The 26,063-nt window shown below is 60.6% G+C and carries 21 protein-coding genes and 3 pseudogenes; 5 read left to right on the forward strand and 19 right to left on the reverse strand.

What is annotated here, in order from left to right; genetic code table 11:
• The 8 genes and pseudogenes from M1B34_RS27345 to M1B34_RS27380 all read right to left on the reverse strand — a co-directional run.
• A partial coding sequence (locus M1B34_RS27345; RefSeq protein WP_268266750.1) for an ABC transporter permease subunit occupies nucleotides 1–635 on the reverse strand: 635 nt, incomplete at its 3' end.
• Nucleotides 635–1,513 (reverse strand): ABC transporter permease subunit, encoded by an 879-nt coding sequence (locus M1B34_RS27350; RefSeq protein ID WP_268262742.1) that lies wholly within the window; start codon nucleotides 1,511–1,513, stop codon nucleotides 635–637. The genes M1B34_RS27350 and M1B34_RS27345, both read right to left, overlap by 1 nt.
• 35 nt (nucleotides 1,514–1,548) lie before the next feature.
• Nucleotides 1,549–2,690 (reverse strand): annotated as a pseudogene (locus M1B34_RS27355) (ABC transporter ATP-binding protein).
• 71 nt (nucleotides 2,691–2,761) lie between these two features.
• A pseudogene (locus tag M1B34_RS27360) lies at nucleotides 2,762–3,855 on the reverse strand (polyamine ABC transporter substrate-binding protein).
• A gap of 188 nt (nucleotides 3,856–4,043) precedes the next feature.
• Complete coding sequence (locus M1B34_RS27365; protein WP_123327709.1) at nucleotides 4,044–5,141, reverse strand: polyamine ABC transporter substrate-binding protein; 1,098 nt, start codon at nucleotides 5,139–5,141, stop codon at nucleotides 4,044–4,046.
• A gap of 184 nt (nucleotides 5,142–5,325) precedes the next feature.
• Nucleotides 5,326–6,690, reverse strand: a complete 1,365-nt coding sequence (locus M1B34_RS27370) for an aspartate aminotransferase family protein (RefSeq protein ID WP_268266751.1) — start codon at nucleotides 6,688–6,690, stop codon at nucleotides 5,326–5,328.
• 57 nt (nucleotides 6,691–6,747) lie between these two features.
• Nucleotides 6,748–8,106: a glutamine synthetase family protein gene (locus M1B34_RS27375; RefSeq protein WP_123327711.1), complete on the reverse strand. Its 1,359-nt coding sequence runs from the start codon at nucleotides 8,104–8,106 to the stop codon at nucleotides 6,748–6,750.
• A 37-nt stretch (nucleotides 8,107–8,143) separates the two neighbouring features.
• A pseudogene (locus M1B34_RS27380) lies at nucleotides 8,144–8,645 on the reverse strand (gamma-glutamyl-gamma-aminobutyrate hydrolase family protein).
• A gap of 278 nt (nucleotides 8,646–8,923) precedes the next feature.
• On the opposite strand from M1B34_RS27380, the gene M1B34_RS27385 reads away from it, so the two are divergent.
• Both M1B34_RS27385 and M1B34_RS27390 read left to right on the forward strand, forming a co-directional pair.
• On the forward strand, nucleotides 8,924–10,300 hold the full coding sequence (locus M1B34_RS27385; RefSeq protein ID WP_123327712.1) for a glutamine synthetase family protein: 1,377 nt from the start codon (nucleotides 8,924–8,926) through the stop codon (nucleotides 10,298–10,300).
• A 198-nt stretch (nucleotides 10,301–10,498) separates the two neighbouring features.
• On the forward strand, nucleotides 10,499–11,128 hold the full coding sequence (locus M1B34_RS27390) for a TetR/AcrR family transcriptional regulator (RefSeq protein ID WP_268262689.1): 630 nt from the start codon (nucleotides 10,499–10,501) through the stop codon (nucleotides 11,126–11,128).
• 89 nt (nucleotides 11,129–11,217) lie between these two features.
• Here M1B34_RS27390 and M1B34_RS27395 read toward each other — a convergent pair whose 3' ends face one another.
• From M1B34_RS27395 to argE, 10 genes are all read right to left on the reverse strand, one after another.
• The gene (locus M1B34_RS27395; RefSeq protein WP_003213899.1) at nucleotides 11,218–11,433 is read right to left on the reverse strand and encodes a TOBE domain-containing protein; all 216 of its coding nucleotides are present in this window, start codon (nucleotides 11,431–11,433) and stop codon (nucleotides 11,218–11,220) included.
• A gap of 106 nt (nucleotides 11,434–11,539) precedes the next feature.
• Entirely contained in the window at nucleotides 11,540–12,346 is an 807-nt protein-coding gene (gene ssuB / locus M1B34_RS27400; RefSeq protein WP_123327714.1) for an aliphatic sulfonates ABC transporter ATP-binding protein, read from the reverse strand.
• A complete protein-coding gene (gene ssuC, locus M1B34_RS27405) occupies nucleotides 12,343–13,131 on the reverse strand; it encodes an aliphatic sulfonate ABC transporter permease SsuC (protein WP_279653486.1) in 789 nt (262 codons plus the stop codon). Before ssuC ends, ssuB begins: the two co-directional genes overlap by 4 nt.
• A gap of 9 nt (nucleotides 13,132–13,140) precedes the next feature.
• On the reverse strand, nucleotides 13,141–14,289 hold the full coding sequence (gene ssuD / locus M1B34_RS27410) for an FMNH2-dependent alkanesulfonate monooxygenase (protein ID WP_123327716.1): 1,149 nt from the start codon (nucleotides 14,287–14,289) through the stop codon (nucleotides 13,141–13,143).
• Nucleotides 14,290–14,314: 25 nt separating this feature from the next.
• Nucleotides 14,315–15,283, reverse strand: a complete 969-nt coding sequence (locus M1B34_RS27415) for a sulfonate ABC transporter substrate-binding protein (protein WP_123327717.1) — start codon at nucleotides 15,281–15,283, stop codon at nucleotides 14,315–14,317.
• Nucleotides 15,284–15,386: 103 nt separating this feature from the next.
• Nucleotides 15,387–15,980 (reverse strand): NADPH-dependent FMN reductase, encoded by a 594-nt coding sequence (gene ssuE / locus M1B34_RS27420; RefSeq protein ID WP_123327718.1) that lies wholly within the window; start codon nucleotides 15,978–15,980, stop codon nucleotides 15,387–15,389.
• A gap of 268 nt (nucleotides 15,981–16,248) precedes the next feature.
• Complete coding sequence (locus M1B34_RS27425; RefSeq protein ID WP_268266753.1) at nucleotides 16,249–16,887, reverse strand: peroxiredoxin; 639 nt, start codon at nucleotides 16,885–16,887, stop codon at nucleotides 16,249–16,251.
• 266 nt (nucleotides 16,888–17,153) lie between these two features.
• Nucleotides 17,154–18,515: an OprD family porin gene (locus M1B34_RS27430; protein ID WP_268266754.1), complete on the reverse strand. Its 1,362-nt coding sequence runs from the start codon at nucleotides 18,513–18,515 to the stop codon at nucleotides 17,154–17,156.
• A gap of 505 nt (nucleotides 18,516–19,020) precedes the next feature.
• Nucleotides 19,021–20,319, reverse strand: a complete 1,299-nt coding sequence (gene argA / locus M1B34_RS27435) for an amino-acid N-acetyltransferase (protein ID WP_123327721.1) — start codon at nucleotides 20,317–20,319, stop codon at nucleotides 19,021–19,023.
• Between the two features lie 137 nt (nucleotides 20,320–20,456).
• Entirely contained in the window at nucleotides 20,457–21,614 is a 1,158-nt protein-coding gene (gene argE, locus M1B34_RS27440) for an acetylornithine deacetylase (protein WP_268262687.1), read from the reverse strand.
• Nucleotides 21,615–21,774: 160 nt separating this feature from the next.
• On the opposite strand from argE, the gene M1B34_RS27445 reads away from it, so the two are divergent.
• On the forward strand, nucleotides 21,775–23,142 hold the full coding sequence (locus tag M1B34_RS27445) for a CYTH domain-containing protein (protein ID WP_268266755.1): 1,368 nt from the start codon (nucleotides 21,775–21,777) through the stop codon (nucleotides 23,140–23,142).
• Between the two features lie 64 nt (nucleotides 23,143–23,206).
• Here M1B34_RS27445 and M1B34_RS27450 read toward each other — a convergent pair whose 3' ends face one another.
• Nucleotides 23,207–23,677, reverse strand: a complete 471-nt coding sequence (locus M1B34_RS27450; RefSeq protein ID WP_123327724.1) for an Lrp/AsnC family transcriptional regulator — start codon at nucleotides 23,675–23,677, stop codon at nucleotides 23,207–23,209.
• A 124-nt stretch (nucleotides 23,678–23,801) separates the two neighbouring features.
• Here M1B34_RS27450 and M1B34_RS27455 point away from each other — a divergent pair, with 124 nt between their 5' ends.
• Together M1B34_RS27455 and tfpB are read left to right on the forward strand one after the other, a co-directional pair.
• Nucleotides 23,802–24,131 carry a hypothetical protein gene (locus tag M1B34_RS27455; protein WP_268266756.1) on the forward strand — a complete coding sequence of 110 codons (330 nt, stop codon included), beginning with the start codon at nucleotides 23,802–23,804 and terminating at the stop codon, nucleotides 24,129–24,131.
• Nucleotides 24,132–24,232: 101 nt separating this feature from the next.
• The gene (gene tfpB / locus M1B34_RS27460; RefSeq protein ID WP_268266757.1) at nucleotides 24,233–26,038 is read left to right on the forward strand and encodes a type IV pilus assembly ATPase TfpB; all 1,806 of its coding nucleotides are present in this window, start codon (nucleotides 24,233–24,235) and stop codon (nucleotides 26,036–26,038) included.
• Nucleotides 26,039–26,063 lie beyond the last annotated feature (25 nt).

The following is a 26,063-nucleotide window of genomic DNA, read 5'->3' on the forward strand; positions in this document are numbered from 1 at the left end:
CAAAGCTGGCGACACCAGGCGTCCAGGGACAGGGCGAAGGACATCATGCCGCCAGCTGCCAGGGATGGCGCGATCATCGGAATGGTGATCAGGAAGAACACCTTCCACCGGGCGCGCCCCAGGTCCATGGCCGCCTCTTCGATGGACAGGTCCAATTCACGCAGGCGGGCCGACACCACCACCGCCACATAGGCAGCGCAGAACGTGGTGTGGGCGATCCAGATGGTGACGATGCCGCGCTCCTGGGGCCAGCCGATCATCTGCGCCATGGCCACGAACAGCAGCAACAGCGACAAGCCGGTGATCACTTCCGGCATCACCAGCGGCGCAGTGACCAGGCCACCGAACAGGGTGCGGCCCTTGAAGTGGGTGATCCGGGTCAGCACAAAGGCTGCCAGGGTCCCCAGGGCCACCGCCGCCACTGCGGTGTAGCAGGCGATTTCCAGGGAGCGCAGCACCGAGCCCATGAGCTGGGAGTTATCCAGCAGGCCCACGTACCACTTGAACGACCAGCCGCCCCACACCGTCACCAGCTTGGAGGCGTTGAACGAGTAGATCACCAGGATCAGCATCGGCAGGTAGATAAACAACAGGCCGAGCACCAGCATCAGGCTGGAAAAACTGAAGCGCTTCATTACTTGCCCTCCATTTCTTTAGCCTGACTGCGGTTGAACAGGATGATCGGCACGATCAGGATCGCCAGCATCACCACCGCCAGGGCGGACGCCACCGGCCAGTCACGGTTGTTGAAGAACTCTTGCCACAGCACCTTGCCGATCATCAGGGTCTCCGGGCCACCCAGCAGTTCCGGAATCACGAACTCGCCGACCACCGGAATGAACACCAGCATGCAGCCAGCGATGATGCCGTTCTTGGACAAGGGCACGGTGATTTTCCAGAAGCTGTTGAAGGTGCTCGAACCCAGGTCCGAAGCGGCTTCCAGCAAGCTGGTGTCGTGTTTCACCAGGTTGGCGTAAAGCGGCAGGATCATGAACGGCAGGTAGGAATAGACCACGCCGATGTACACCGCCAGGTTGGTGTTGAGGATCTGCAGCGGCTCGTCGATCAGGCCCATGGACATCAGGAACCCGTTGAGCAGGCCGTTGTTGCTGAGGATGCCCATCCACGCATAGACGCGGATCAGGATCGCGGTCCAGGTCGGCATCATGATCAGCAGCACCAGCACGGTCTGCAGCTCTTTGCGGGCGCTGGCGATGGCATAGGCCATCGGATAGCCGATCAGCAGGCAGAGGATGGTGCTGAAAAACGCCATCTTCAACGAGCCGAGGTAAGCAGAGATGTACAGATCATCGCCGGCCAGCATCGAGTAGTTGCCGAGGTTGAGCAGCAACTGGACCTTCTGGTCGATGTAGCTGTAGATCTCGGTGTACGGCGGGATGGCCACGTCTGCTTCGGCGAAGCTGATCTTCAAGACGATGAAGAACGGCAGCATGAAGAACAGGAACAGCCAGATGAACGGAACCCCGATGACCAATTGGCGGCCACCGGGAATTATTCGATTGAGGCGGCGCTTGAGCTTTCGCATGTTCATGAGCGTAGTACCACGCCGCTGTCGTCTTCCCACCACACGTAGACCTGGTCACCCCAGGTCGGCCGCGCGCCACGGCGTTCGGCGTTGGCCACAAAGGACTGCACCAGCTTGCCGCTCGGCAGCTCGACGTAGAACACCGAGTGGCCGCCCAGGTAGGCGATGTCATGCACCTTGCCGCTGGACCAGTTGTGCTCGCAGGTGGGCATTTCGGCGGTGACCAGCAGCTTCTCCGGGCGAATCGCGTAAGTCACCGACTTGTCCTGGACCGAGGTGCTGATGCCGTGGCCCACGTAGATATTGCGGTCCAGGTCCTTGCAGGTAATCAGCGCGTGGCCCTCGGCGTCGTCCACCACTTCGCCTTCGAAGATGTTGACGTTGCCGATGAACTCGCACACCAGGCGGCTGGTGGGGGTTTCATAGATGTCGATCGGGCTGCCGATCTGGGCGATCCAGCCCAGGTGCATGATGGCGATGCGTTCGGCCATGGTCATGGCCTCTTCCTGGTCGTGGGTCACCATCACGCAGGTCACGCCTACGCGCTCAATGATCTCCACCAACTCCAGCTGCATCTGCGAGCGCAGTTTCTTGTCCAGGGCGCCCATGGGTTCATCGAGCAACAGCAGTTTCGGGCGCTTGGCCAGGGAGCGGGCCAGGGCCACGCGCTGACGCTGGCCACCGGACAGTTGGTGCGGCTTGCGCTTGGCATACTGGCTCATCTGCACCAGCTTGAGCATCTCCGCGACACGGGCGTCGACTTCCGCCGCCGGGATCTTGTCCTGCTTGAGGCCGAAGGCAATGTTCTGCGCCACGGTCATGTGCGGGAACAGGGCGTAGGACTGGAACATCATGTTGATCGGCCGCTCGTAGGGCGGCATGTCAGTGATGTCTACGCCATCGAGGAAAATCCGCCCCTCCGTGGGCCGTTCGAAACCGGCCAGCATCCGCAGCAAGGTGGACTTGCCCGAACCCGAACCGCCGAGCAAGGCGAAGATTTCGCCTTTCTTGATTTCCAGGGACACATCGTCCACGGCCACCGTCTCGTCGAACTTCTTCGTGACCCGGTCGATTTTGACCAGCACCTGCTTGGGTGTCTGGTCGCCCTCGAGGCTTTCTTATAGGCGCCGGAGGCAACTGCCATTTGCGAAACTCCCAACAGAATTTGCAGCCCGCCCGAAACGGGCGAGCCTTGGATAGTTTGAGCCGTTAAAGCTATTTGCCCGTCTTGACCTTGGTCCAGCTACGGGTCATGAGTCGCTGAATCTTGGGCGGCAACTCGGAGTTGACGTACAGCTTGTCGACAATCTCTTGCGGTGGATAAACCGCTGGGTCGGTGCGCACGCCTGATCCATCAGCTCACCCGCCTTTGGATTGGGGTTGGCATAACCGACCGCGTCACTGACCTGGGCAATCACGTCAGGCTTGAGCAGGTAGTTGATAAAGGCATGGGCTTCCTTGACGTTGCCGGCATCCCGGGGAATGGCCAGCATGTCGAACCAGAGGTTGCCGCCTTCCTTGGGAATCACGTAGGCGATGTCGATACCCTTGCCCGCCTCGGCGGCACGCGCCTTGGCCTGGAACACGTCACCGGAGAAACCGGCGGCCACACAGATCTCGCCATTGGCCAGATCGGAGATGTACTTGGAGGAGTTGAAGTAGGTGACATACGGCCGGATCGCCAGCAACTTGGCTTCGGCTTTCTTGTAGTCCTCGGGGTTCTGGCTATTGGGCGACAGGCCCATGTAGTTCAGCATCGCCGGGAGCATCTCGTCCGCCGAGTCGAGGAACGCGACGCCACAGCTGGAGAGCTTCTTGATGTTCTCCGGCTCGAACAGCACTGCCCAGGAATCGATTTTGTCGACGCCCAATGCGGCTTTGACTTTCTCGACGTTGTAACCGATGCCGTTGGTGCCCCACAGATAAGGGACCGCGTACTGGTTACCCGGGTCGTTCTTTTCCAGGCGCTTGAGCAACACCGGGTCCAGGTTCGACAAGTTGCTCAACTGCGACTTGTCGAGCTTCTGGAAAGCCCCGGCCTTGATCTGCTTGCCCAGGAAGTGGTTGGACGGCACGACCACGTCGTAGCCGGTATGCCCGGCCAGCAACTTGCCTTCCAGGGTTTCGTTGGAGTCGAACACGTCATAGACGGGTTTGATGCCAGAGGCTTTTTCAAAGTCCGCCAGGGTGTTCTGACCGATGTAATCGGACCAGTTATAAATATGCACGGTGGGCGCTGCCTGTGCACTGACGGCCAACGTCAGGCCAGCACCAACCAGCATGGCTTTGCGAAACAAAGAAATAGGCAAGTGAAGGTCCTCTTAAATAGTTGGGCCCAAGTTGCCCCGCGTTACATGACAGCCCGTAGCTGCCCAGCAACAAAACCGGCGCGCAACTTACCCTCGATAAACCATTCCAGCAAAACTTTCTGTCATTTAATTGTTTCCTGTTGCCATCCTCCGACAAAGGATGACAACAGGCAGTGCAACAAATCGGCTTATTTACCGGATTTGATCTTGGTCCAGCTGCGGGTCAGGATCCGCTGAGTGGCTGCCGGCAAATCGGCAATCGCGTACAGCTTGGCCTGCACGTCGGCAGGTGGGTAGATGCCTGGGTCGGCGGTGATGTCTTTATCAACCAGGGCAGTGGCCGCGGCGTTGCCGTTCGGGAAGCGCACGGCGTTGGTGATTTCAGCCATGATTTCCGGCTTCTGCAGGAAGGTCATGAACTTGTAGGCACCCTCGACGTTTTCCGCATCCTTAGGGATGGCGACCATGTCGTAGAAGCTGCCCGCCCCTTCTTTAGGAATGTTGTAGCTGACTTTCACCTTGTCACCGGCTTCAGCGGCGCGCGCCTTGGCTTGGTAGATGTCACCCGAGTAACCGACAGCGACGCAGATGTTGCCGTTGGCCAGGTCAGAGATGTACTTGGAAGAGTGGAAGTAACCGATCGAAGGACGAATCTTCAGGAACAGGGCTTCTGCTTCAGCCAGTTGTTTCTTGTCCTGGCTGTCGGTTGGGTAACCCAGGTAGTGCAGTGCCACCGGAATCATCTCGGTTGGCGAGTCGAGGAAGCTGACCCCGCAAGACTTCAGCTTGGCGGCGTTCTCAGGCTTGAACAGCAAGTCCCAGGAGTTGGTCGGCGCATCGGCACCCAGGGCGGCCTTGACCTTCTCGGCGTTGAAACCGATGCCGATCGAACCCCACATGTACGGGAAGGCGTGCTTGTTGCCCGGGTCGCTCACCGATACCGCCTTGAGCAGCGATTCGTTGAGGTTCTTCCAGTTCGGCAACTTGGACTTGTCCAGTTCCTGGTACACGCCGGCCTTGATCTGCTTGGCCAGGAAGTTGTTGGACGGTACCACCACGTCATAACCGGACTTGCCGGCCAGCAACTTGGCTTCCAGGGTTTCGTTGCTGTCGAAGACGTCGTACACGACTTTGATACCCGACTCGGCCTCAAACTTCTTGATGGTGTCCGGGGCGATGTAATCGGACCAGTTGTAAACATGCAGCACTTTGTCGTCCGCCTGGGCGGCCGCCGCCATCACGCCCATCAGGGACATGGCGAGGAGGGTCTTGCCAGCTATCTTCATACCTAATGCCTTCATGGGTAATGCTCCAATTATTCTTCTCAACCACTCGTTCAACAGCCCATGTCCGGGCCACTGAAACGGCGGGTAGTCTGGCAAGATCCAAGGTCGGCTTTCAAGGAAAGCACCACCCTTTATATCCACTCAGCGCGAAGTACCGGGAGGCACTTCGCACTGAGCCTAGCACTTAGCCCTGCAAGGCACTCAAGGTCAGGTCCAGGCACTTGCGCGCCTTGCTCACCAACTCGTCGATCTCGGCCGGACTGATCACCAGTGGCGGGGCAATGATCATGGTGTCGCCCACAGCGCGCATGATCAGGCCGTTGTCGAAGCAGAATTGCCGGCAGATCATGCCAACGCCTTTGCCGACATACCGCGCACGGGTAGCTTTGTCCTGGACCAGTTCGATGGCCCCCAACAGCCCTACGCCGCGAACTTCACCCACCAGCGGGTGATCGTTCAGTTCCCGTAGACGCTTTTGCAAATAGGGTGCCGTTTCAGCATGGACGCGCTCGATAATTTTTTCTTCGCGCATGATGCGGATGTTTTCCAGGGCCACGGCTGCCGCCACCGGGTGCCCGGAATAGGTGAAGCCGTGGTTGAAATCGCCGCCTTCATTGAGCACCGCCACCACTTCATCGCGCACGATCAGGCCGCCCATGGGGATGTAGCCCGAGGTCAGGCCCTTGGCGATGGTCATCATGTCCGGCTTGAGGTCGTAGAAGTCGCTGCCAAACCACTGGCCGGTGCGACCGAAGCCGCAGATCACCTCGTCAGCGACAAACAGGATGTCGTACTTGGCGAGAATCTCCTTGATGCGCGGCCAGTAGCTGTCCGGCGGCACGATCACACCGCCCGCGCCCTGGATCGGCTCGGCAATAAAGGCACCGACGCTGTCCACGCCGACCTCGAGAATCTTCTCTTCCAGCTGGTTGGCCGCCCAGATCCCGAACTCTTCAGGGCTCATGTCGCCGCCTTCAGCGAACCAGTAAGGCTGGGGAATGTGCACGATGCCGGGAATCGGCAAATCGCCCTGCTCGTGCATGTAGGTCATGCCGCCCAGGCTGGCACCGGCCACGGTGGAACCGTGGTAGCCGTTGACCCGGCTGATGATGGTCTTCTTGTTCGGCTGGCCCTTGATCGCCCAGTAGTGGCGGACCATACGCAGCATGGTGTCGTTGCCTTCAGAGCCGGAACCGGTGAAGAACACATGGTTCATACCGGCCGGAGCGATATCGGCAATGGCCTTGGCCAACTCCAGGACCGGCGGGTGCGCGGTCTGGAAGAACAGGTTGTAGTAAGGCAACTCGCGCATCTGCTTGCTGGCGGCATCGGCCAGCTCGTCGCGGCCATAACCGATGGCCACGCACCACAGACCGGCCATGCCATCGAGAATCTTGTTGCCTTCGCTGTCCCAAAGGTACACGCCCTGGGCATTGGTGATGATCCGTGGGCCTTTCTCTTTGAGCTGCTTGAAGTCGCTGAAAGGCGCCAGGTGGTGATCGTTGCTCAGGGCTTGCCATTCGCGGGTTTGCGGGTTGTTGCTGGTCATGCCAATTCTCCTAACTATCGGTGAAGGGCGCCGCCTGTGGCCGCGGCGCCCGGCGCATCAGACGGCGAAGAGCAGGAATTCCCGCTCCCACGAGCTGATCACGCGCTTGAAGTTTTCATGCTCGGCCCGCTTGACCGCGACGTAGCCGGTGATGAACTTCTGGCCCAGGTACTTCTCAATGGTCTTGCTGTTTTCCATGCGTTCCAGGGCATCTTCAATGGTCAACGGCAGGCGCAGGTTGCGACGCTCGTAACCACGGCCGACCACGGGGGCACTGGGGTTATGGCCTTCGACCATGCCGATGTAGCCACACAGCAGGCTGGCGGCAATGGCCAGGTACGGGTTGGCGTCGGCGCCCGGCAGGCGGTTTTCCACCCGACGGTTCTGTGGCCCGGCGTCCGGCACCCGCAGGCCCACGGTACGGTTCTCTTCGCCCCACTCCACGTTCACCGGCGCCGAGGTATCGGGCAGGAAGCGGCGGAACGAGTTGACGTTGGGCGCGAACAGCGGCAACAGCTCGGGGATGAACTTCTGCAGGCCGCCGATGTGGTTGAGGAACAGCTGGCTCATGGAACCGTCTTCATTGGAGAAGACGTTCTTGCCGGTCTGGATATCGATGATGCTCTGGTGCAGGTGCATGGCGCTGCCGGGCTCGCCGGTCATCGGCTTGGCCATGAAGGTCGCTGCCACGTCGTGCTTGAGCGCCGCCTCGCGCATGGTGCGCTTGAACACCAGGATCTGGTCGGCCAGGGACAGGGCGTCGCCGTGACGGAAGTTGATCTCCATCTGCGCCGTACCGTCTTCGTGGATCAGGGTATCGAGGTCCAGCTCCTGCAGCTCGCACCAGTCGTAGACGTCTTCGAACAAGGGGTCGAATTCGTTGGCGGCTTCAATGGAGAAGGATTGGCGACCGGTTTCCGGGCGGCCGGAGCGGCCCACCGGCGGTTGCAGCGGGTAGTCCGGGTCGTCGCTGCGCTTGGTCAGGTAGAACTCCATCTCCGGCGCCACGATGGGCTGCCAGCCGTGGTCGGCATAGAGTTTGAGGACCTTCTTCAGCACGTTGCGCGGCGACAGCTCGATAGGGTTGCCTTGCTTGTCGTAGGTGTCGTGGATCACCTGGGCGGTGGGTTCGATGGCCCAAGGCACGAGGAACACGGCGTTCTGGTCCGGGCGACAGATCATGTCGATGTCGGCCGGGTCCAGCAGTTCGTAATAGATGTCGTCTTCGACATAGTCGCCGGTCACGGTCTGCAGCAGCACGCTCTCGGGCAGGCGCATGCCTTTTTCGGCGATGAACTTGTTGGTCGGCGAAATCTTGCCCCGGGTGATCCCGGTGAGGTCGCCGATCATGCATTCGACTTCTGTGATCTTGTGGTCTTTCAACCAATCGGTGAGCTGGTCGAGGTTGTTACTCATAAATGCCTCTAGGCTGAGTTGCCTGACTCTTTATAAGTCAGGCGTTGTTTGACGCATTGGCGCCGCGCTGTTGTGCCTGCTTGCGGCAGGCCTCACCACAGGCCTGGAAGACAGCCCGCAGGTGAGGGTTGGAGCTTACCTGCCATTCAGGGCGCCGTTGCACCTCTAAAAGCAAAAGCCTTGCCTCCCTCGGCGCAACGGCCGCTGCCCGGCAGCGTCATGGTGGCCACTACGACGCTGCCAATCGACGGCGCTGGGCGAATATCTCGTGCAGAATCATGGGCAGAATTCGACGCAGCGACGGGCACTGGGCAGGGTTGGGGTTCTATATTGGAGAGGTCACGGGTAAAGAGGGTGCTGCCCAAACCGTCCAGAATATCGGACGGTTCCAGATCATCTGCAGGAGAAGGCAGAATGACTGGCATGCCCTTGGCAGGGACTGCCACGGCATGGACGTACGGGTCGCCACTGATGTGATAAGCATGCAGACCGATCTGCCTGGAGCAGGCGGTGACGCCGATTAACGGCAGGCGATACATGAAACACCCCGGTATTATTGGTGTTATGGGTTTGAATCGAGCTTAGCCTTGTTCATTTTTTTACACAACACCCCCGTAAAAAATACAACACGCCCCGCTCAAGCCTGCGGTGCCCGAGGAGTTCGAAGACAAAAATATGCCCTGTTTTGCCCCAAAAGAGCCCCCTAAGCGCTTTATTAGGGCAAAAAAGGCCTTGCTTGACTTCGGCATGCCGTTCGGGTTGACTGAAACCAGAAAAGATCAATGATTGATATTTTTAACAACAAAGGTGTTGCATCATGTCGGTACCCCCGCGTGCCGTTCAGCTTAACGAAGCGAACGCGTTCCTTAAGGAACATCCTGAGGTTCTCTACGTTGACCTTCTGATTGCGGATATGAATGGTGTGGTGCGCGGCAAGCGCATTGAACGCACCAGTCTCCACAAGGTTTACGAGAAAGGCATCAACCTGCCGGCCTCTCTATTTGCTCTGGATATCAACGGCTCTACGGTGGAAAGCACCGGCCTGGGCCTGGACATCGGTGATGCTGACCGAATCTGTTATCCCATTCCCGACACCCTGTGCAATGAACCCTGGCAGAAGCGCCCGACCGCGCAACTGTTAATGACCATGCACGAACTCGAAGGCGACCCCTTCTTCGCCGACCCGCGTGAAGTCCTGCGCCAGGTGGTGACCAAGTTCGACGAGATGGGCCTGACCATCTGCGCTGCGTTCGAACTGGAGTTCTACCTGATCGACCAGGAGAACGTGAACGGCCGTCCACAGCCGCCCCGCTCGCCCATTTCCGGCAAGCGTCCGCACTCGACACAGGTCTACCTGATCGACGACCTCGACGAATACGTCGACTGCCTCCAGGACATTCTGGAAGGTGCCAAAGAACAAGGCATCCCTGCCGACGCCATCGTCAAGGAAAGTGCCCCGGCGCAGTTCGAAGTCAACCTGCACCACGTCGCCGACCCGATCAAGGCCTGCGATTACGCGGTACTGCTCAAGCGCCTGATCAAGAACATCGCCTACGACCATGAAATGGACACCACCTTCATGGCCAAGCCTTACCCGGGCCAGGCGGGCAACGGTCTGCACGTACACATTTCGATCCTGGATAAAGACGGCAAGAACATCTTTGCCAGCGAGGATCCCGAGCAGAACGCCGCACTGCGTCACGCGATCGGCGGTGTGCTCGAGACCCTACCGGCGCAGATGGCTTTCCTCTGCCCGAACGTCAACTCCTACCGCCGTTTCGGCGCACAGTTCTACGTGCCGAACTCGCCGTGCTGGGGCCTGGACAACCGCACTGTGGCGATCCGTGTGCCGACCGGCACGGCCGACTCCGTGCGTATCGAACACCGCGTGGCGGGTGCCGACGCCAACCCTTACCTGCTGATGGCTTCGGTCCTGGCAGGCGTGCACCACGGCCTGACCAACAAGATCGAGCCTGGCGCACCGGTGGAAGGCAACTCCTACGAGCAGAACGAGCAAAGCCTGCCGAACAACTTGCGCGATGCCTTGCGCGAGCTCGACGACAGTGAAGTCATGGCCAAGTACATCGATCCGAAATACATCGATATCTTCGTGGCCTGTAAAGAGAGCGAGCTGGAGGAGTTCGAACACTCCATCTCCGACCTCGAATACAACTGGTACCTGCACACCGTGTAAGCGGCCAGTGCAAAAAAAAACGCCGCAGGCTCCCCAGCCTGCGGCGTTTTTTTTATGGCCGCCTGCGGCGGATCGCTGGCAAGCCAGCTCCTACAGGTTGACGCGTGTTCAATGCAGGAGCCGGCCTGGGCGATAGCGGTTTGGCAGACAACACACCTTCCTGCTCATACAATGCCCGCTGCCTTGTAGGAGACTTCCATGACAACCCGCCCCGCCGCCCCTCGCAAACCCCGCGCCCGCAGCCAGGCCCGGATCGACGCGATCCTCGACGCCGCCCGCACCTTGCTGGCTGCCGAAGGCGTGGCCAGTTTGTCGATCTACAGCGTGGCCGAACGGGCGCAGATTCCGCCGTCGTCGGTGTATCACTTCTTCGCCAGCGTACCGGCACTGCTGGAAGCCTTGACCGCTGATGTCCACGCGGCCTTCCGGGCCGCCATCCAGGCACCCATCGACCACGATTCACTCAAGCACTGGCGCGACCTGTCCTACGTGGTCGAACAACGCATGCTCACCATCTACAGCAACGATGCCGCCGCGCGCCAGTTGATCCTCGCCCAGCACGGACTGACCGAAGTCACCCAGGCGGACCGCCAGCATGATCTGGAATTGGGGGATTTGATGCTGGAGGTGTTCAACCGTCACTTCGAGGTGCCGACCTTACCCAGCGACGTGGACGTGTTCGCCCTGGCCCTGGAGCTGAGCGACCGCGTGTATGCACGCTCGGTGCATCAGCATGGGCAGATCACCCCGCGCATGGCCGAGGAAGGGATGCGGGTATTCGATGCGTATGTGGGGCTCTACTTGCCCACGTACCTGCCCAAACGCTAACCCGCCCCTTGCAGAGCAGGCTTGTCGGCGATGTGATCGCTCCCACGCAACGCGCGTGAGCGATCAACCAACGCCCAAGGGACTGGCGATCACAGTTTGGCGATCGACACCTCGGTGGATTTCACGAAGGCAATCACTTCGCTGCCGATCACCAGTTCCAGCTCTTTGACCGAACGGGTGGTGATCACGGAAGTGACGATGCCGGACGCGGTCTGCACGTCGATTTCCGACAGTACGTCGCCTTCGACGATTTCCTTGATGGTGCCTTTGAACTGGTTGCGAACGTTGATGGCTTTAATGGTCATACGATTTCTCCTGGGGTCGAAATAGCTGCAAGTTGTTAGCGACTGGCTGCAAGTCAAAGCGCTCTGCTTTCCCTTACCGCTTGAAGCTAAAAGCTTGCCGCTGCTTTTATTGCGCCCATCGCAATTGCGTAGGCAGCGGTGAAACAGGTTCGGGTTCCGGCGGTGTGCCGGGCAACGACAACACACGGTTGAGGACTTCGGCTTCCAGCGCCGCCAGGCGATGGGAACCACGGGCTCGTGGACGCGGCAGGTCGACATGCAGGTCGAGGCCGATTTCGCCGTCTTCAATCAGGATCACCCGGTCGGCAATGGCCACGGCCTCGCTGACGTCGTGGGTCACCAGCAACACGGTGAAGCCGTGCTTCTGCCAAAGGTTCTCGATCAGTTGCTGCATCTCGATACGCGTCAGGGCATCCAGCGCGCCCAAAGGCTCATCGAGCAGCAACAGGCGCGGCTGGTGGATCAAGGCGCGGGCCAGGGCCACACGCTGCTTCTGCCCACCGGACAAGGCCGCCGGCCACTCATTGGCGCGCTCGGCCAGGCCCACCGCCTCCAGAGCCTCCAGCGCCTTGGGACGCCAGTCGCCCTTAAGACCCAGGCCGACGTTATCGATGATCTTTTTCCACGGCAGCAGACGCGCTTCCTGAAACATCAACCGCGTGTCTTCAATGGCTTCGGCGAGCGGCGCGGAACCCGCCAACAGCTCACCGCCGCTGGCTTTGTCGAGGCCGGCCAGCAGGCGCAGCAAGGTACTTTTACCGCAACCGCTGCGGCCCACGACGGCCACGAACTGGCCCGCCGGAATGTGCAGGTCGATCTCCTTGAGCACCTCCCGGGCACCAAAGGCCTTGCGCAACTTGCGCACCGCCAGGGGAATGCCCCGCAGCAGGCGTGGAGGTTGTTGAGCCGTCATGCCACACCTCCTTTATTCACTTGATAGGCCGGATGCCAGCGCAACCACACACGCTCCAGGCCGCGAGCAGCCAGGTCGGCCAGCTTGCCGAGGATGGCGTACATCACAATGGCCAGCACCACCACGTCGGTCTGCAGGAATTCCCGGGCGTTCATCGCCAGGTAGCCGATGCCGGAGCTGGCCGAGATGGTTTCCGCCACGATCAAGGTCAGCCACATAAAGCCCAGGGCAAAACGCACGCCCACCAGGATCGAGGGCAGCGCCCCCGGCAAAATCACTTGGCGGAACAGGCCGAACCCGGACAGGCCGTAGCTGCGCGCCATCTCCACCAGCGCCGGGTCGACATTGCGAATGCCGTGATAGGTGTTGAGGTAGATCGGGAACAGGGTGCCGAGGGCCACCAGGAAAATCTTCGCCGACTCATCGATGCCGAACCACAGGATCACCAGGGGAATCAGCGCCAGGTGCGGCACGTTACGGATCATCTGCACCGAGCTGTCCAGCAGGCGTTCGCCCCACTTCGACAGGCCGGTGATAAAGCCCAGGGCCAGGCCGATGCCGCCGCCGATGACGAAGCCGACAGCTGCACGCCAGCCGCTGATGGCCAGGTGAGTCCAGATTTCGCCACTGCGCACCAGACTCACGCCGGCTTCGATCACCGCACTGGGGGCCGGCAGGATACGTGTCGACAACCAGCCGGCCGAGACCGACAGTTGCCAGACCGCCAGCAACAGCACGGGCAGGGCCCAGGGTGCCAGGCGATGGAGAATGTTTTGTCTGTTCATGGCCACGCCTCAGCTCTGGGACGCAGCTTTGGGGATGATGTCGTTGGCGACCATTTCACCGAACGGGCTGACATAACCGGCGCCTTTAGGCAGCTCGGGACGTTCGATATCCAGGTGCGGGAACAACAGCTCGGCCACGCGATAGGATTCTTCCAAGTGGGGATAACCGGAAAAGATAAAGGTGTCGATGCCCAGGTCCGCGTACTCCTGCATGCGCGCGGCCACGGTCGGCCCATCGCCCACCAGCGCCGTACCGGCACCGCCCCGCACCAGGCCGACGCCGGCCCACAGGTTGGGGCTGACTTCCAGCTTGTCGCGGTTACCACCGTGCAACGCGGCCATGCGTTGCTGGCCCACGGAGTCGAAACGCGCCAGGGACGCCTGGGCCCGGGCAATGGTCTCGTCGTCCACATGGGAGATCAGGCGCTCTGCGGCCTGCCAGGCTTCGGCGTTGGTTTCCCGCACGATCACGTGCAGGCGAATGCCGAAGCGCACGGTGCGCCCGAGCTTGGCGGCTTTTTCCCGAACCTGCTGGATCTTCTCCGCCACGGCAGCCGGTGGCTCGCCCCAAGTCAACACCATCTCCACCTGCTCGGCGGCCAGGTCCTGGGCAGCTTCCGAGGAGCCGCCGAAGTACAGCGGCGGACGCGGTTGCTGGATCGGCGGATAGAGCAGCTTGGCGCCCTTCACGCTGATGTGCTGGCCGTCGTAATCGACGGTTTCGCCTTCCAGCACCCGACGCCAGATGCGGGTGAATTCCACCGAGGCCTGATAGCGCTCTTCGTGGCTGAGAAACAACCCATCGCCGGCCAATTCATCCGGATCGCCACCGGTCACCAGGTTGAACAGCGCACGACCGCCGGACAGACGATCCAAGGTCGCCGCCTGGCGCGCAGCCACCGTCGGGGAAATGATCCCGGGGCGCAAGGCAACCAGAAACTTCAAACGCTGGGTCACCGGAATCAGCGACGCGGCCACCAGCCAGGAGTCCTCGCAGGAGCGCCCGGTGGGGATCAGCACGCCGCCAAAACCCAGGCGATCGGCCGCTTGGGCGATCTGCTGCAAGTACGCATGATCGACGGCGCGAGCGCCTTCGGCGGTGCCAAGGTAATGGCCGTCGCCGTGGGTAGGCAGGAACCAGAAAATGTTAAGGCTCATGGAGTTGTCTCCTAAGGGGTTCGAATTACGGCGCTTTGGCTACGGCGGCTGGCGGTGTCCAGATCACGTCCTTGATGCTCAAGGGTTTGGGAATCAGCTTGAGTTGATAGAAGCTGTCGGCGATTTTCTGCTGGGCCGCGACCACTTCCGGGGTCAGGAACAGTGCGCCGTAACCCTGGCGTTTCACCGAGGTCAGGGTGATGTCGGCGGGCAAGCCGAGCAGCGGCGCCACTTGGTTGGTCACCTCTTGCGGGTTGGCCTTGGACCACTCGCCCACGGCACGCACCTCTTCCACCAGCGCCTTGATCACCTCGGGGTGTTGTTCGGCGTACGGCTTGGTCGCCAGGTAGAACTGATGGTTGTCGACGATGCCGCTGCCATCACGCAAGGTGCGGGCTTGCAGCTGTTGCTCGGCAGCAGCCTGGTACGGGTCCCAGATCACCCAGGCATCGACGCTGCCACGCTCGAACGCGGCGCGGGCATCGGCCGGCGGCAGGAACACGGTCTGGATATCGCTGTACTTGAGGCCAGCGTCTTCCAGAGCGCGCACCAGCAGGTAGTGAACGTTGGAGCCTTTATTGAGAACGACTTTCTTGCCCTTCAAATCCTGCACCGACTTGATCGGTGAATCCTTGGGCACCAGGATCGCTTCGCTGGTAGGGGCTGGCGGCTCATAGGCCACGTACAGCAGGTCCGCGCCAGCGGCCTGGGCAAAGACCGGCGGGGTTTCGCCAGTGACGCCGAAGTCGATGGAGCCCACGTTAAGGCCTTCGAGCAACTGTGGGCCACCCGGGAACTCTGTCCATTGCACCTTCACGTCCTGCGCGGCCAGGCGCTTCTCCAAGGAGCCCTTGGCCTTGAGCAGCACCAGGGTGCCGTACTTCTGATAACCGATCCGCAAGGTCTCGGCGGCTTGAGCTTGAACAATGGCGCCGAAGGACACAGCCGCAGCAAACAGAGCGACCAGACCGCGACGCAAAATCACAGGGCGCATGGCGCTCTCCTTATTTGCTGTTGGGTTTAGGCTGCACCTGCTTGGCCGTTGGCGGCTGAGTAAGGTGAGTACTACTGATTCATCATGGGTTCAGCGGTGAGGCTTAAATGCTCCAGCGAGCACTCAACAAACGTTCATTCAATGCATTGGGATCCAGCGGCTTTGGCCGGCGGGCCAAGGCGCTGTGGAACTGTTCCAGGGCCTCTTTCAGACGCTGTTCCAAAGCCGGCGCCAACTGCGCCTGGACACTGCCCTCGCCGTACGCGATCTGGCTGTCCTCGGCAAAGATACCGTGCAGCATCTCCTGGGCCTTGAGCGCCGAGAGCACCGGCTTCAAGGCGTAATCCACGGCCAGCATGTGGGCAATGCTGCCGCCTGTAGCCATGGGCAGTACCACCTTGTGGCTCAGGGCGCGCTCGGGCAGCAGGTCCAGCAGGGTCTTCAGCGCGCCGGAAAACGAAGCCTTGTACACCGGCGTGGCAATCAGCAGGCCGTCGGCCTGGTCAATCTGCTGCAACAGGTCAAGCACCTTGGGGCTGTCGAAGCGAGCGTGCAGCAAATCTTCGGCCGGGAAGTCCCGTACCTGATAGCTGACCACTTCCACACCCTGTTCCTGCAACAAGCGCTTGGCGTGATCCAGTAGCACCCCGGAGCGGGAACGCTGGCTTGGACTGCCACCGAGTGAGACGACCAACATGCAGGTTTCCTTGAGCGATCAATGGCGATTCGCGGTTTGCGATCTCGCTGGGTTGAGCAGACATTAACAGCCTATTTATATATCCATAAATCTTATTTATTCATTTGTTTATTCCATAAGTGAATATGTAAGGGCTTTTTCTCCAGACAAAAAAATAGGCCGTCAAAACGGCCTGAAACCCCTGCTTTGTGGATCTGAAAAACCTGGCACGCGGCGTCGGGTAGCCGCGGCCTGATCGCCGGCAAGCCGGCGCCCGGATAAAGGTGGATTAGCGGTTGGGCTGCGGGGTCAATCGCAGGTAGGGCTTCACTGCGCGATAACCTTTGGGGAAGCGTTTCTTGATTTCCTCTTCGTCCTTGAGGGACGGCACGATCACCACTTCATCACCGTCCTGCCAGTTGGCCGGGGTGGCCACCTTGTAGTTGTCGGTGAGTTGCAGGGAGTCGATCACCCGCAGGATTTCGTGGAAATTGCGCCCGGTGCTGGCCGGGTAGGTGATGGTCAGGCGCACCGTCTTGTTCGGGTCGATGACGAACAACGAACGTACGGTCAGGGTGTCATTGGCGTTGGGGTGGATCAGGTCGTAGAGGTCCGAAACCTTGCGGTCGGCATCGGCCAGGATCGGGAAATTGACCAGGGTGTTCTGGGTCTCGTTGATGTCTTCGATCCACTTGTGGTGCGAGTCCACTGGGTCCACCGACAGGGCGATGGCCTTGACCCCGCGCTGGGCGAATTCATCCTTGAGCTTGGCGGTGAAGCCCAGCTCCGTGGTGCACACCGGGGTGAAGTCCGCCGGATGAGAGAACAGCACGCCCCAGCTATCGCCCAGCCACTCGTGGAAACGAATCTTGCCGGCACTGGAATCCTGTTCGAAGTCGGGGGCGATGTCGCCCAGTCTGAGGCTCATGGTGCTGCTCCTGTGAGTGCGTGATAGAGCTACTCTGCCTGCACTGGAGCTTATTTAAAAAGAATAAATATCGATTTATTCAGATCAAAAAGGAATATTAAAAATCTCTTCATTGGACTCACGCGCACGCGAAGACCACCATTCTCAACAAGGTTCGAGAAGGCCTTGAGTCGCTGTAAAAGAGGGGATTCAGGAGGGCTCACGGGGGTGGGCCTGACTGGAAGCAACACTGGCCCGGCATTGCGCCGGGCCAGTTTTTTGCGGTATTACAACAACGGGATCGAGTAGCTGACGATCAGACGGTTTTCGTCCTGATCACGTGCACTCGGAACATCGTTGCGCCACATGGCGTTTTTCCAGGTCAGGCCCAGGTTCTTCAGCGGGCCTTCAGGGATCACGTAAGCAACGGTCAGGTCGCGTTCCCATTCGGAGCGGCCGGAACCAGCAACACCACCAGTGCCGTTAACAGTATCGATATTGTCTCCACGCAGATAGATCACACCAGCGGTCAGGCCAGGTGCTCCAAGCTTGGCGAAGTCGTACGCATAACGCGCTTGCCAGGTGCGCTCGCCAGCGCGGTTGAACTTGGCAATCTGCATATCCGTGGTCAGGTAAGCCGAAGCACCGTCACCTTGGTTGAGGAACGGGAAATCGCTACTGCCGTTGCTGACTTGGTAACCGCCACCGAAGGTATGACCAGCCACCGAGTACAGGAATAGGCCGCTGTACAGGTTGTTATCGACTTTGCCGCGACCGGAACGCACACCGTCGTAGTTGCCCGAGCTGAAGTAAGTCGAATCATGACCGTTAGCACCGTCGTCGGAGCTGTTGAAGTAGCGCAGGTCGGACTTCAATACACCCGGGCCGATCGACCAGTTATGGGTCAGGCCGAGGAAGTGCTGCTTATAAAAGTCTTCCAGGTTGCCGTAGTAGTACTGGGCAGTCAGATCTTTAGTGAGTTTGTAGTCACCACCAGCATAGTAGAACTTGTTGCTGTCGCGGAAAGTGGTGCCACGAGTATTCGCACCCGCAATCGACAACTCTTCGTTGTTGCTGGAGTTACGACCTTTGGCGTGCTCGATCTGACCACCAACCAGAGTCAGGTCTTTGATGTCGTTGGAGGTGATCTGGCCACCCTGGAAGGTCTGCGGCAACAGACGACCATCGTTGGTCACGATAACCGGCAGTTTTGGCTGCAAGGTGCCCAATTTCAGTTCGGTCTGGGAAACCTTGGCTTTGGCAGTCAGGCCCAGGCTGGAGAAGTTATCAACTGCTTCGCCGTTGGACTTGCTTGGGAAAACAGTACCGCCGTAAGAGGCTGCTGTTGCACCGTTGGTGCCGCCGCCAGAGTCGAGTTTGATGCCCAACAAACCAATAGCATCAACACCAAAGCCTACGGTGCCTTGGGTGTAACCGGAGGTGAAGTTAAGCTGGAAGCCTTGGCCCCACTCTTCGTTTTTGCTCTGAACATTCGCGGCAGTAGAAGCTGCGTGGTCACGGTTATCCGTATTGATGTAGAAGTTACGCAGACCCAAGGTAGCCTTGCTGTCTTCGATAAAACCGGCGGCGCCTGCTTGTTGCGCCAAAACCCCTACGGCCACAGCCAGGGCCAAGGTGGACTTATTCATGTTTCGCTCCTCGTTTCTAATTCTTGTGGTTCTTTGGTCCTGGGTCGAATGCCCGGATCCACAGATGCGCGATTAGCGCCAGACAGTGACTGACAAGTCAATCGTAACTACCTGTGTCTAAGACCAAGGTCTAATCGCTGTGCTTTGGTCCCTGCAGGGTAATGAACTTTCCATAAACCCAAAAAGAATTATTTCATTCTTTTTCATACCATTCAGGAATATGGCTTCTCAACGTAACGCCTCGCCGGCAGGTGCACTCACCGACGCTCAAGCCCATTCCTGAAGGATATTCCCTGGTACAGCTAAGATTTTTCCGGCGATGACACAGCCAAATGAACCGGTATCACCGGCAAAATCGGCGCAATCATGGCGAAACGCCTATGGTCGCGTCAATTTGTTACAGTTTTTGTATCGATCAGACTTATTTCTGACATCTGCAACAACCACCGCCTAGCCGCCATCAAGGCCTCGAACGCCGCGGCTCGAGGCCGACAGGGGGCTACCTTCAGAGGGTCTTTTCGAAGATCTTCGAGTTGCGCTGGTAGTTGTACAGCGACGCTCGCGCCGAGGGCAGGCGCTCGACGCTACTCGGTACAAACCCACGTTCGCGGAACCAGTGGGCAGTCCGCGTGGTGAGTACGAACAGGGTTTTCAGGCCCTGGGCACGAGCCCGGGTTTCGATCCTTTCCAACAGTTCGTCACCCCGACCGCCATGACGATACTCCGGGTTCACCGCCAGGCACGCCAGTTCCCCGGCGTCGGACTCGGCAATTTGATAGAGCGCCGCGCAGGCGATGATCATGCCTTCACGCTCAACCACGCTGAACTGCTCGATCTCCCGCTCCAGCACCTCTCGGGAGCGCCGCACCAGAATCCCCTGCTCTTCCAGCGGGCTGATCAAATCCAACAAACCGCCCACGTCTTCAATGGCTGCCTCGCGGACCAGTTCGAACTGTTCCTGGGCCACCAGCGTGCCGCCACCGTCACGGGTGAACAGTTCGGTGAGCAAGGCACCGTCTTCGGCGTAACTGACAATGTGGCTGCGCCCCACACCGCCCCGGCAAGCCTCGGCGGCGGCGTCCAGCAACTCGGCCTGATAGTTGGCGCCCAGGCGCTGCAAATGCGCAGGCACCTGTTGCGGGCGCAACTCACGCACCAGCTTGCCGTTTTCATCGATCAGGCCCATGTCGGCGCCGAACAGCAGCAGCTTGTCAGCCCCAAGGTCGATGGCGGCGCGGGTGGCCACATCTTCACAGGCCAGGTTGAAAATTTCCCCGGTGGGGGAATAGCCCAGGGGCGAAAGCAGGACGATGGAACGCTCATCCAGCAGGCGATTGATGCCTTTGCGGTCGACGCGCCGTACTTCGCCGGTGTGGTGATAGTCGACGCCTTCCAGTACACCGATCGGACGAGCGGTCACCAGGTTGCCGCCGGCCACCCGCAGGCGCGAGCCCTGCATCGGAGAAGACGCCATGTCCATGGACAATCGCGCCTCGATGGCGATGCGCAACTGGCCCACGGCGTCGATGACGCATTCCAGGGTCGCCGCATCGGTGATGCGCATCCCGTGGTGGTAATGGGGGGTCAGGCCGCGGGCCGCCAAGCGGGTTTCGATCTGTGGCCGTGAACCGTGCACCAGCACCAGGCGCACGCCCAGGCTGTGCAACAGCACCAAGTCGTGAACGATATTGCCGAAATTCGGGTGCTCGACACCGTCGCCGGGCAGCATCACGACGAAGGTGCAATCACGGTGGGCATTGATGTACGGGGAAGCGTGGCGAAGCCAATTAACGTAGTCGGGCATGAACCTGAGCCTGTAAATAAAAAGCAGCCTATAGAAAGGACGAAACGGAAAACGCACATCGGGCTGATGGTTATCGTCGGAACAGGCTTGGCGACACGCTCGCTCTCCTCATAGATACGGACCTGGGCAACCGGGATTTACCGAGGCTGGGCCGGGGTCAGGCAATAATGTTCGATCAGTTCACGTAGTAGATGCACGGTAGGCTGCAAGCGTGACATTTCGAGGTATTCCCCGGGTTGGTGGGCACAAGCGATATCGCCAGGGCCGAGCACCAGGGTCTCGCAACCAAGGCGCTGAAGATAAGGCGCTTCGGTGCCGAACGCCACTGCTTCGGCACGATGGCCGGTGAGTCTTTCGGCCACCCGGACCAATTCCGCATCCTCTGCCTGCTCAAAGGGCGGCACCTCCGGGAACAACGGCGCGTAGTCGATTTTCACCTGATGGCGCTCGGCGATCGGATTCAGCTTCTGCCGAATGGCCTCGCGCAGGGCCTGTGGGTCCATGCCTGGCAGGGGACGCAGGTCGAACTCCAGGGAGCACTGGCCGCAGATGCGGTTGGGGTTGTCGCCACCATGGATGCAGCCAAAGTTCAGGGTCGGCTGGGGCACACTGAATTGCGGGTTACGAAACTCGCGTTGCCAGGCCAGGCGCAGGCCACGCAGCTCGCCCATGGCGTCGTGCATGGCCTCCAGGGCGCTGTGGCCGAGGCTCGGGTCCGAGGAATGGCCGCTGCGCCCGAGGATGTCGATGCGCTCCATCATCACCCCCTTGTGCAAGCGGATCGGCTTGAGGCCCGTGGGCTCGCCAATCACCGCCGCACGCCCCAGGGGTCGCCCCGCCTCGGCCAGGGCGCGGGCGCCAGCCATGGAGCTTTCTTCATCGCACGTGGCGAGGATCAGCAGCGGCTGCTTGAAGGGTTGATCCAACAATGGCTGCACGGCTTCGATGACCAGGGCGAAAAACCCCTTCATGTCGCAACTGCCGAGCCCGACCCAGCGGCCATCGACTTCGGTGAGCTTCAGCGGGTCGGTCTGCCACAGGGCGCCATCGAAGGGCACCGTGTCACTGTGGCCAGCCAATACCAGGCCACCAGGGCCGCTGCCAAAACTGGCCAACAGGTTGAACTTGCCGGGGCTGACCTGCTGGATATCGCAGGCAAAACCCAGGTCGCCCAGCCAACTGGCCAACAGATCGATAACCGCCCGGTTGGATTGATCCAGTGCAGGTTGGGTACAGCTGACCGACGGCGCGGCGATCAGCGCGGCGAACTGATCTTTCATGGACGGCAATGGCATGTGCGCTGTCTCCCGAGAGCCAAGATGAGGCCCATCATAGAGCCATCTTGTCAGCGGAATAAACCGTCGCGGCACCTCCAGGCAGCGAGTCCTGTACACTGCACGGCCTTGGCAGCCACACCTTCCCCCGGCTGCGCTCCCGATCCTGGATTTTCCGGCCATGCAGAAAGAAACCGAAATCAAACTCCGCGTCAGCCGCGAAACCCTCGCCGCCCTGCGCGAGCACCCGCTGCTGAAAAAACGCAACAAAAGTGGCTGGGAACGCCGTGAATTGATGAACCAATACTTCGACACCCCCGAGCGCGACCTGGCCCGGGCCAAGGTTGCCCTGCGCCTGCGCCGCGACGGTGAAGAAGTGATCCAGACCCTCAAGACCCGCGGCCAAAGCGTCGCCGGCCTGTCGGAACGCAACGAGTACGACTGGCACCTGGCCAAAGCCAAGCTCGACGTAAAAAAACTCGACGGCGAATGCTGGCCAGACGAACTGGCCGAGCTGGACAAAAAGACCCTGAAGCCGATCTTCACCACCGATTTCGTCCGCGAGCGTGCGGAAATTGCCTGGGGTCGCGGCAAGGCCAAGGTGGTGATCGAAGCGGCCCTGGACTTGGGCCATGTGGTCGCCGGCAAGCAGAAGGAAGAAATCTGCGAGCTGGAACTGGAACTGCGGGAAGGCGAACCCGCTGCCCTGCTGGAACTGGCCGCCGAACTGGCCGCGACCCTGGCGCTGATGCCTTGCGACATCAGCAAGGCCGAGCGCGGCTATCGCCTGTTCGACGCCAACAGCTACTCCCTGAGCCTGCCGGCGCCGGAGTTGACCGCAGAAATGCCCCTGGACGACGCCTTCGCGGCCCTGACCTGGCACTTGCTGGGCAGCAGCCAACGACTGGCCGAGCAGTATCGCTTCAACGGCCACTGGCGCCTGCTGCAGGACTGGGTCGACAACCTCGCCGAACTGCGCGCCCTGGTCAGCAGCCTCGGTCAGGCCGCACCGCGCCAGGCCACGGCCGAACTGCGCGCCTCCCTGGATGGGCTGCTGGAAGACTGGCGTCCACTGGTCCAGGCTGGCCTGGAAGACGAAGACGTCCGTAAAGCCGCACCGGAGCAGTTCATCGAAGAACTGGAAGACGTGCGCTGGGGCCTGTTCTCCCTGAACACCTCGCGCTGGTTGCTGGCCCGCACCTGGGCAGCCGACCGTAACACCCGGGGCAATCGCCAGGGCGCCGCGCAACTGGGCAACTGGCTACCGCGCCTGCTGGCCGAAGAAGCCGTGGCCCTGCAATTGCCGCGTTACCAGCAGCAACCGGAAGACCTGGCCGAGCAGTTGCCGCGCATCGAACGCATCCAGGCCTGGATGCACCATGCGCGCAACGTGCTGGAAATCCCGGAGCTGGACCGTCTCTACGGCGAGTTGAACAAGTTGGCGCAATTGGCCAACGAGCCCATCAGCGACGAAGCCCTGGACGCCCGCAAGCAACAGGCAATCACCGTGTTCCAGAACCGCGCCTGGAAAACCCTCCTGCGCTTCTGACCCCTCAGGTAAATCGCCGGCTCCTCCAGGAGCCGGTGCGTCGCCGAAAGTCCCACCAGCCGTTTCAGCGCAATACTGGCAAGCTGGTGGTCGACTTGATCTCCGACAAAGCGACGATCGAGTTCACCTCCTGAATCCCCGGCACCATCGATAACTTCTCGAAGAAGAAGCGTTCATACGCCTCGATATCCGCCGTGACGATGCGCAACAGAAAATCCACCGCTCCCATCAGCACATAACACTCCAGCACCTCGGGAAAACCGCGAATCGCCTCGGTGAACTCTGTGAAGTTGGAGCGCCCATGGGCGTTGAGTTTGACCTCGGCAAAAATCTGCGTGTTGAGGCCGATCTTCTTGCGGTCGAGCAAGGTCACCTGGCCGCGAATCACCCCCTCCTCCTTCATGCGCTGGATCCGGCGCCAGCACGGGGATTGGGACAAGCCGACCTGTTCGGCAATCTGCGCACTGGACAGCGAGGCGTCCTCTTGCAGCAAGGCCAGAATGCGCCGGTCATAAGCGTCCAACTCGCTTTGCATAAATAAACCCCTATAAATCCAGATTACGAATCAATCCATTCATTGATTCGCCAATAACGACCATATTAGATAAGAAATACCCACCACCCCATGTAAAGATTTCTCCACTGATTTGGAGAACACCATGCCCCCTCTCGAAGCCGTTCCCACCGAACCGAGCCGCGCCGACGTCTGGAACGCCGGCAATACCCATTGCGCCGTGCATTACCAGGTGATCGCCGAAGCCGACGCCGACGTCCTATGCCGGGTGCTCAACCCGTTCGCCTTGCAGGGCCTGGTGCCACAGCAGCTTCAGGTGCAACAACGGGACGGGCTGCTGTGCATGGACCTGGCACTGGATGGGCTGAGCTGGCACCGAGCCCAAGTGATCGGCGAAAAACTTCGTAACCTGATCAGCGTGTGCTCGGTAGAACTGCAGCCAGCCGAGACTTCCCGCTTGCAAGCCGCCGGCTGAGGGGCCCCGGGGCAACGTCTTGCAACCCTTGATGGGCCGCTCTCGGGGCGCCGCGCACTACCCTTGGTCACAACCATTGCCCAAGGTCCAAGGAAGGCCCCATGTCCGTCACCCGTGTCGCTCAAGACCGCTGGCTGGATCTCGACGATCTGCTGCGGGAACTGGTCGCCCAAGAACGCATCAGCCCGGATTGTGCCGAACGCACCCTCGCAGCCCGGCCCGGCGCCAACCCGGGTACACAGCACCCCCTGGAATTTCTCGCCGGCCAGCAACTGGATGATCTCGGCCGGCCGGGCCAACGCCTGGACCTGGAAAGCCTGACCCTGTGGCTGGCCGGCCAGGCCGGGCAGCCCTATCTGCGCATCGATCCATTGCAGATCAACGTTGCCCGCATCACCCCGCTGATGTCCTGCGCCTTCGCCCAGCGCCACGCCATCCTGGCGGTCGCCGTCGACAGCCAGGCGGTGACTGTGGCCAGTGCCCAACCCTATATCCACCGCTGGGAAGCCGACCTGGCCCATGTACTCAAGCGACCGATCCGGCGGGTGGTGGCCAACCCGGCCGACATCCGTCGCTTCACTCTGGAGTTCTATCGCCTGGCCAAATCGGTCAGCAGCGCCAACAGCGAACAGCACGGCCCTTCTCCGGGCAACGTCGAACAGTTGCTCAACCTCGGCCACCGGGACCAGGCGGCCGACGCCGATGACGCGCACATCGTCAATATCGTGGACTGGCTGTTCCAGTACGCCTTTCAACAGCGGGCCAGCGATATCCACCTTGAGCCTCGACGGGAACACGGCACCCTGCGTTTTCGCATCGACGGCGTGCTGCACAACGTCTATCAATTCCCGCCCCAGGTGACCATCGCCATGGTCAGCCGCCTGAAAAGCCTGGGCCGAATGAACGTCGCAGAAAAACGCAAACCCCAGGACGGCCGGATCAAGACCCAGACAGCCCAGGGCAGCGCTGTGGAACTGCGGCTGTCGACCCTGCCCACGGCCTTCGGCGAAAAACTGGTGATGCGCATCTTCGATCCACAGGTGCTGCTCAAGGACTTCGAGCAACTGGGTTTCTCGGCCGAAGACCGGCAGCGCTGGCTGCACATGACTCGTCAGGCCAATGGCATTGTCTTAGTCACCGGGCCCACCGGCTCGGGCAAGACCAGCACCCTTTACACCACCCTGAAGACGCTGGCGACGCCCCAAGTCAACCTGTGCACCATCGAAGACCCGATCGAGATGGTCGAGCCGGCGTTCAACCAGATGCAGGTCCAGCACAACATCGACCTGAGCTTCGCCAGCGGCGTGCGCGCCTTGATGCGCCAGGACCCGGACATCTTGATGATCGGCGAGATCCGCGACCTGGAAACCGCCGAGATGGCCATCCAGGCTGCCCTCACCGGGCACCTAGTGCTCTCGACCCTGCACACCAACGACGCCCCAGGCGCCATCAGCCGCCTGCTGGAACTGGGCATCGCGCCGTACCTGATCAAGGCCACCCTGCTGGGCGTCATGGCCCAGCGCCTGCTGCGCACCCTGTGCCCGCACTGCAAGGCGCCCCTGGACCTCGATGCCACTGACTGGCAGGCCCTGATCCATCCTTGGCAGTTGCCCCTGCCCGAGCATGCCTGCCGCGCCGTCGGCTGCGCAGAGTGCCGAGAGACCGGTTACCACGGGCGGGCCGGGGTCTACGAGATCATGCCGATCAGCGACCGCCTCAAGGCCCTGGTCAGCCGCGACACGGACCTGTCGGCCTTGCGCCGCCAGGCGTCCAGGGACGGCATGCGCAGCTTGCGTCTATCCGGTGCGCAGAAGATCGCTGCCGGCCTGACCACCCTGGAGGAGGTGTTGCGAGTCACGCCACAGAGCGAGCAGTCCCAGGGTTTGTACGAAAGCTCGCCGAGCTAAGATCAGGCAAGGCAAGGCAAGGCAA

The sequence above is a fragment of the Pseudomonas morbosilactucae genome, from assembly GCF_023241715.1.
Lineage (GTDB): Bacteria > Pseudomonadota > Gammaproteobacteria > Pseudomonadales > Pseudomonadaceae > Aquipseudomonas > Aquipseudomonas morbosilactucae.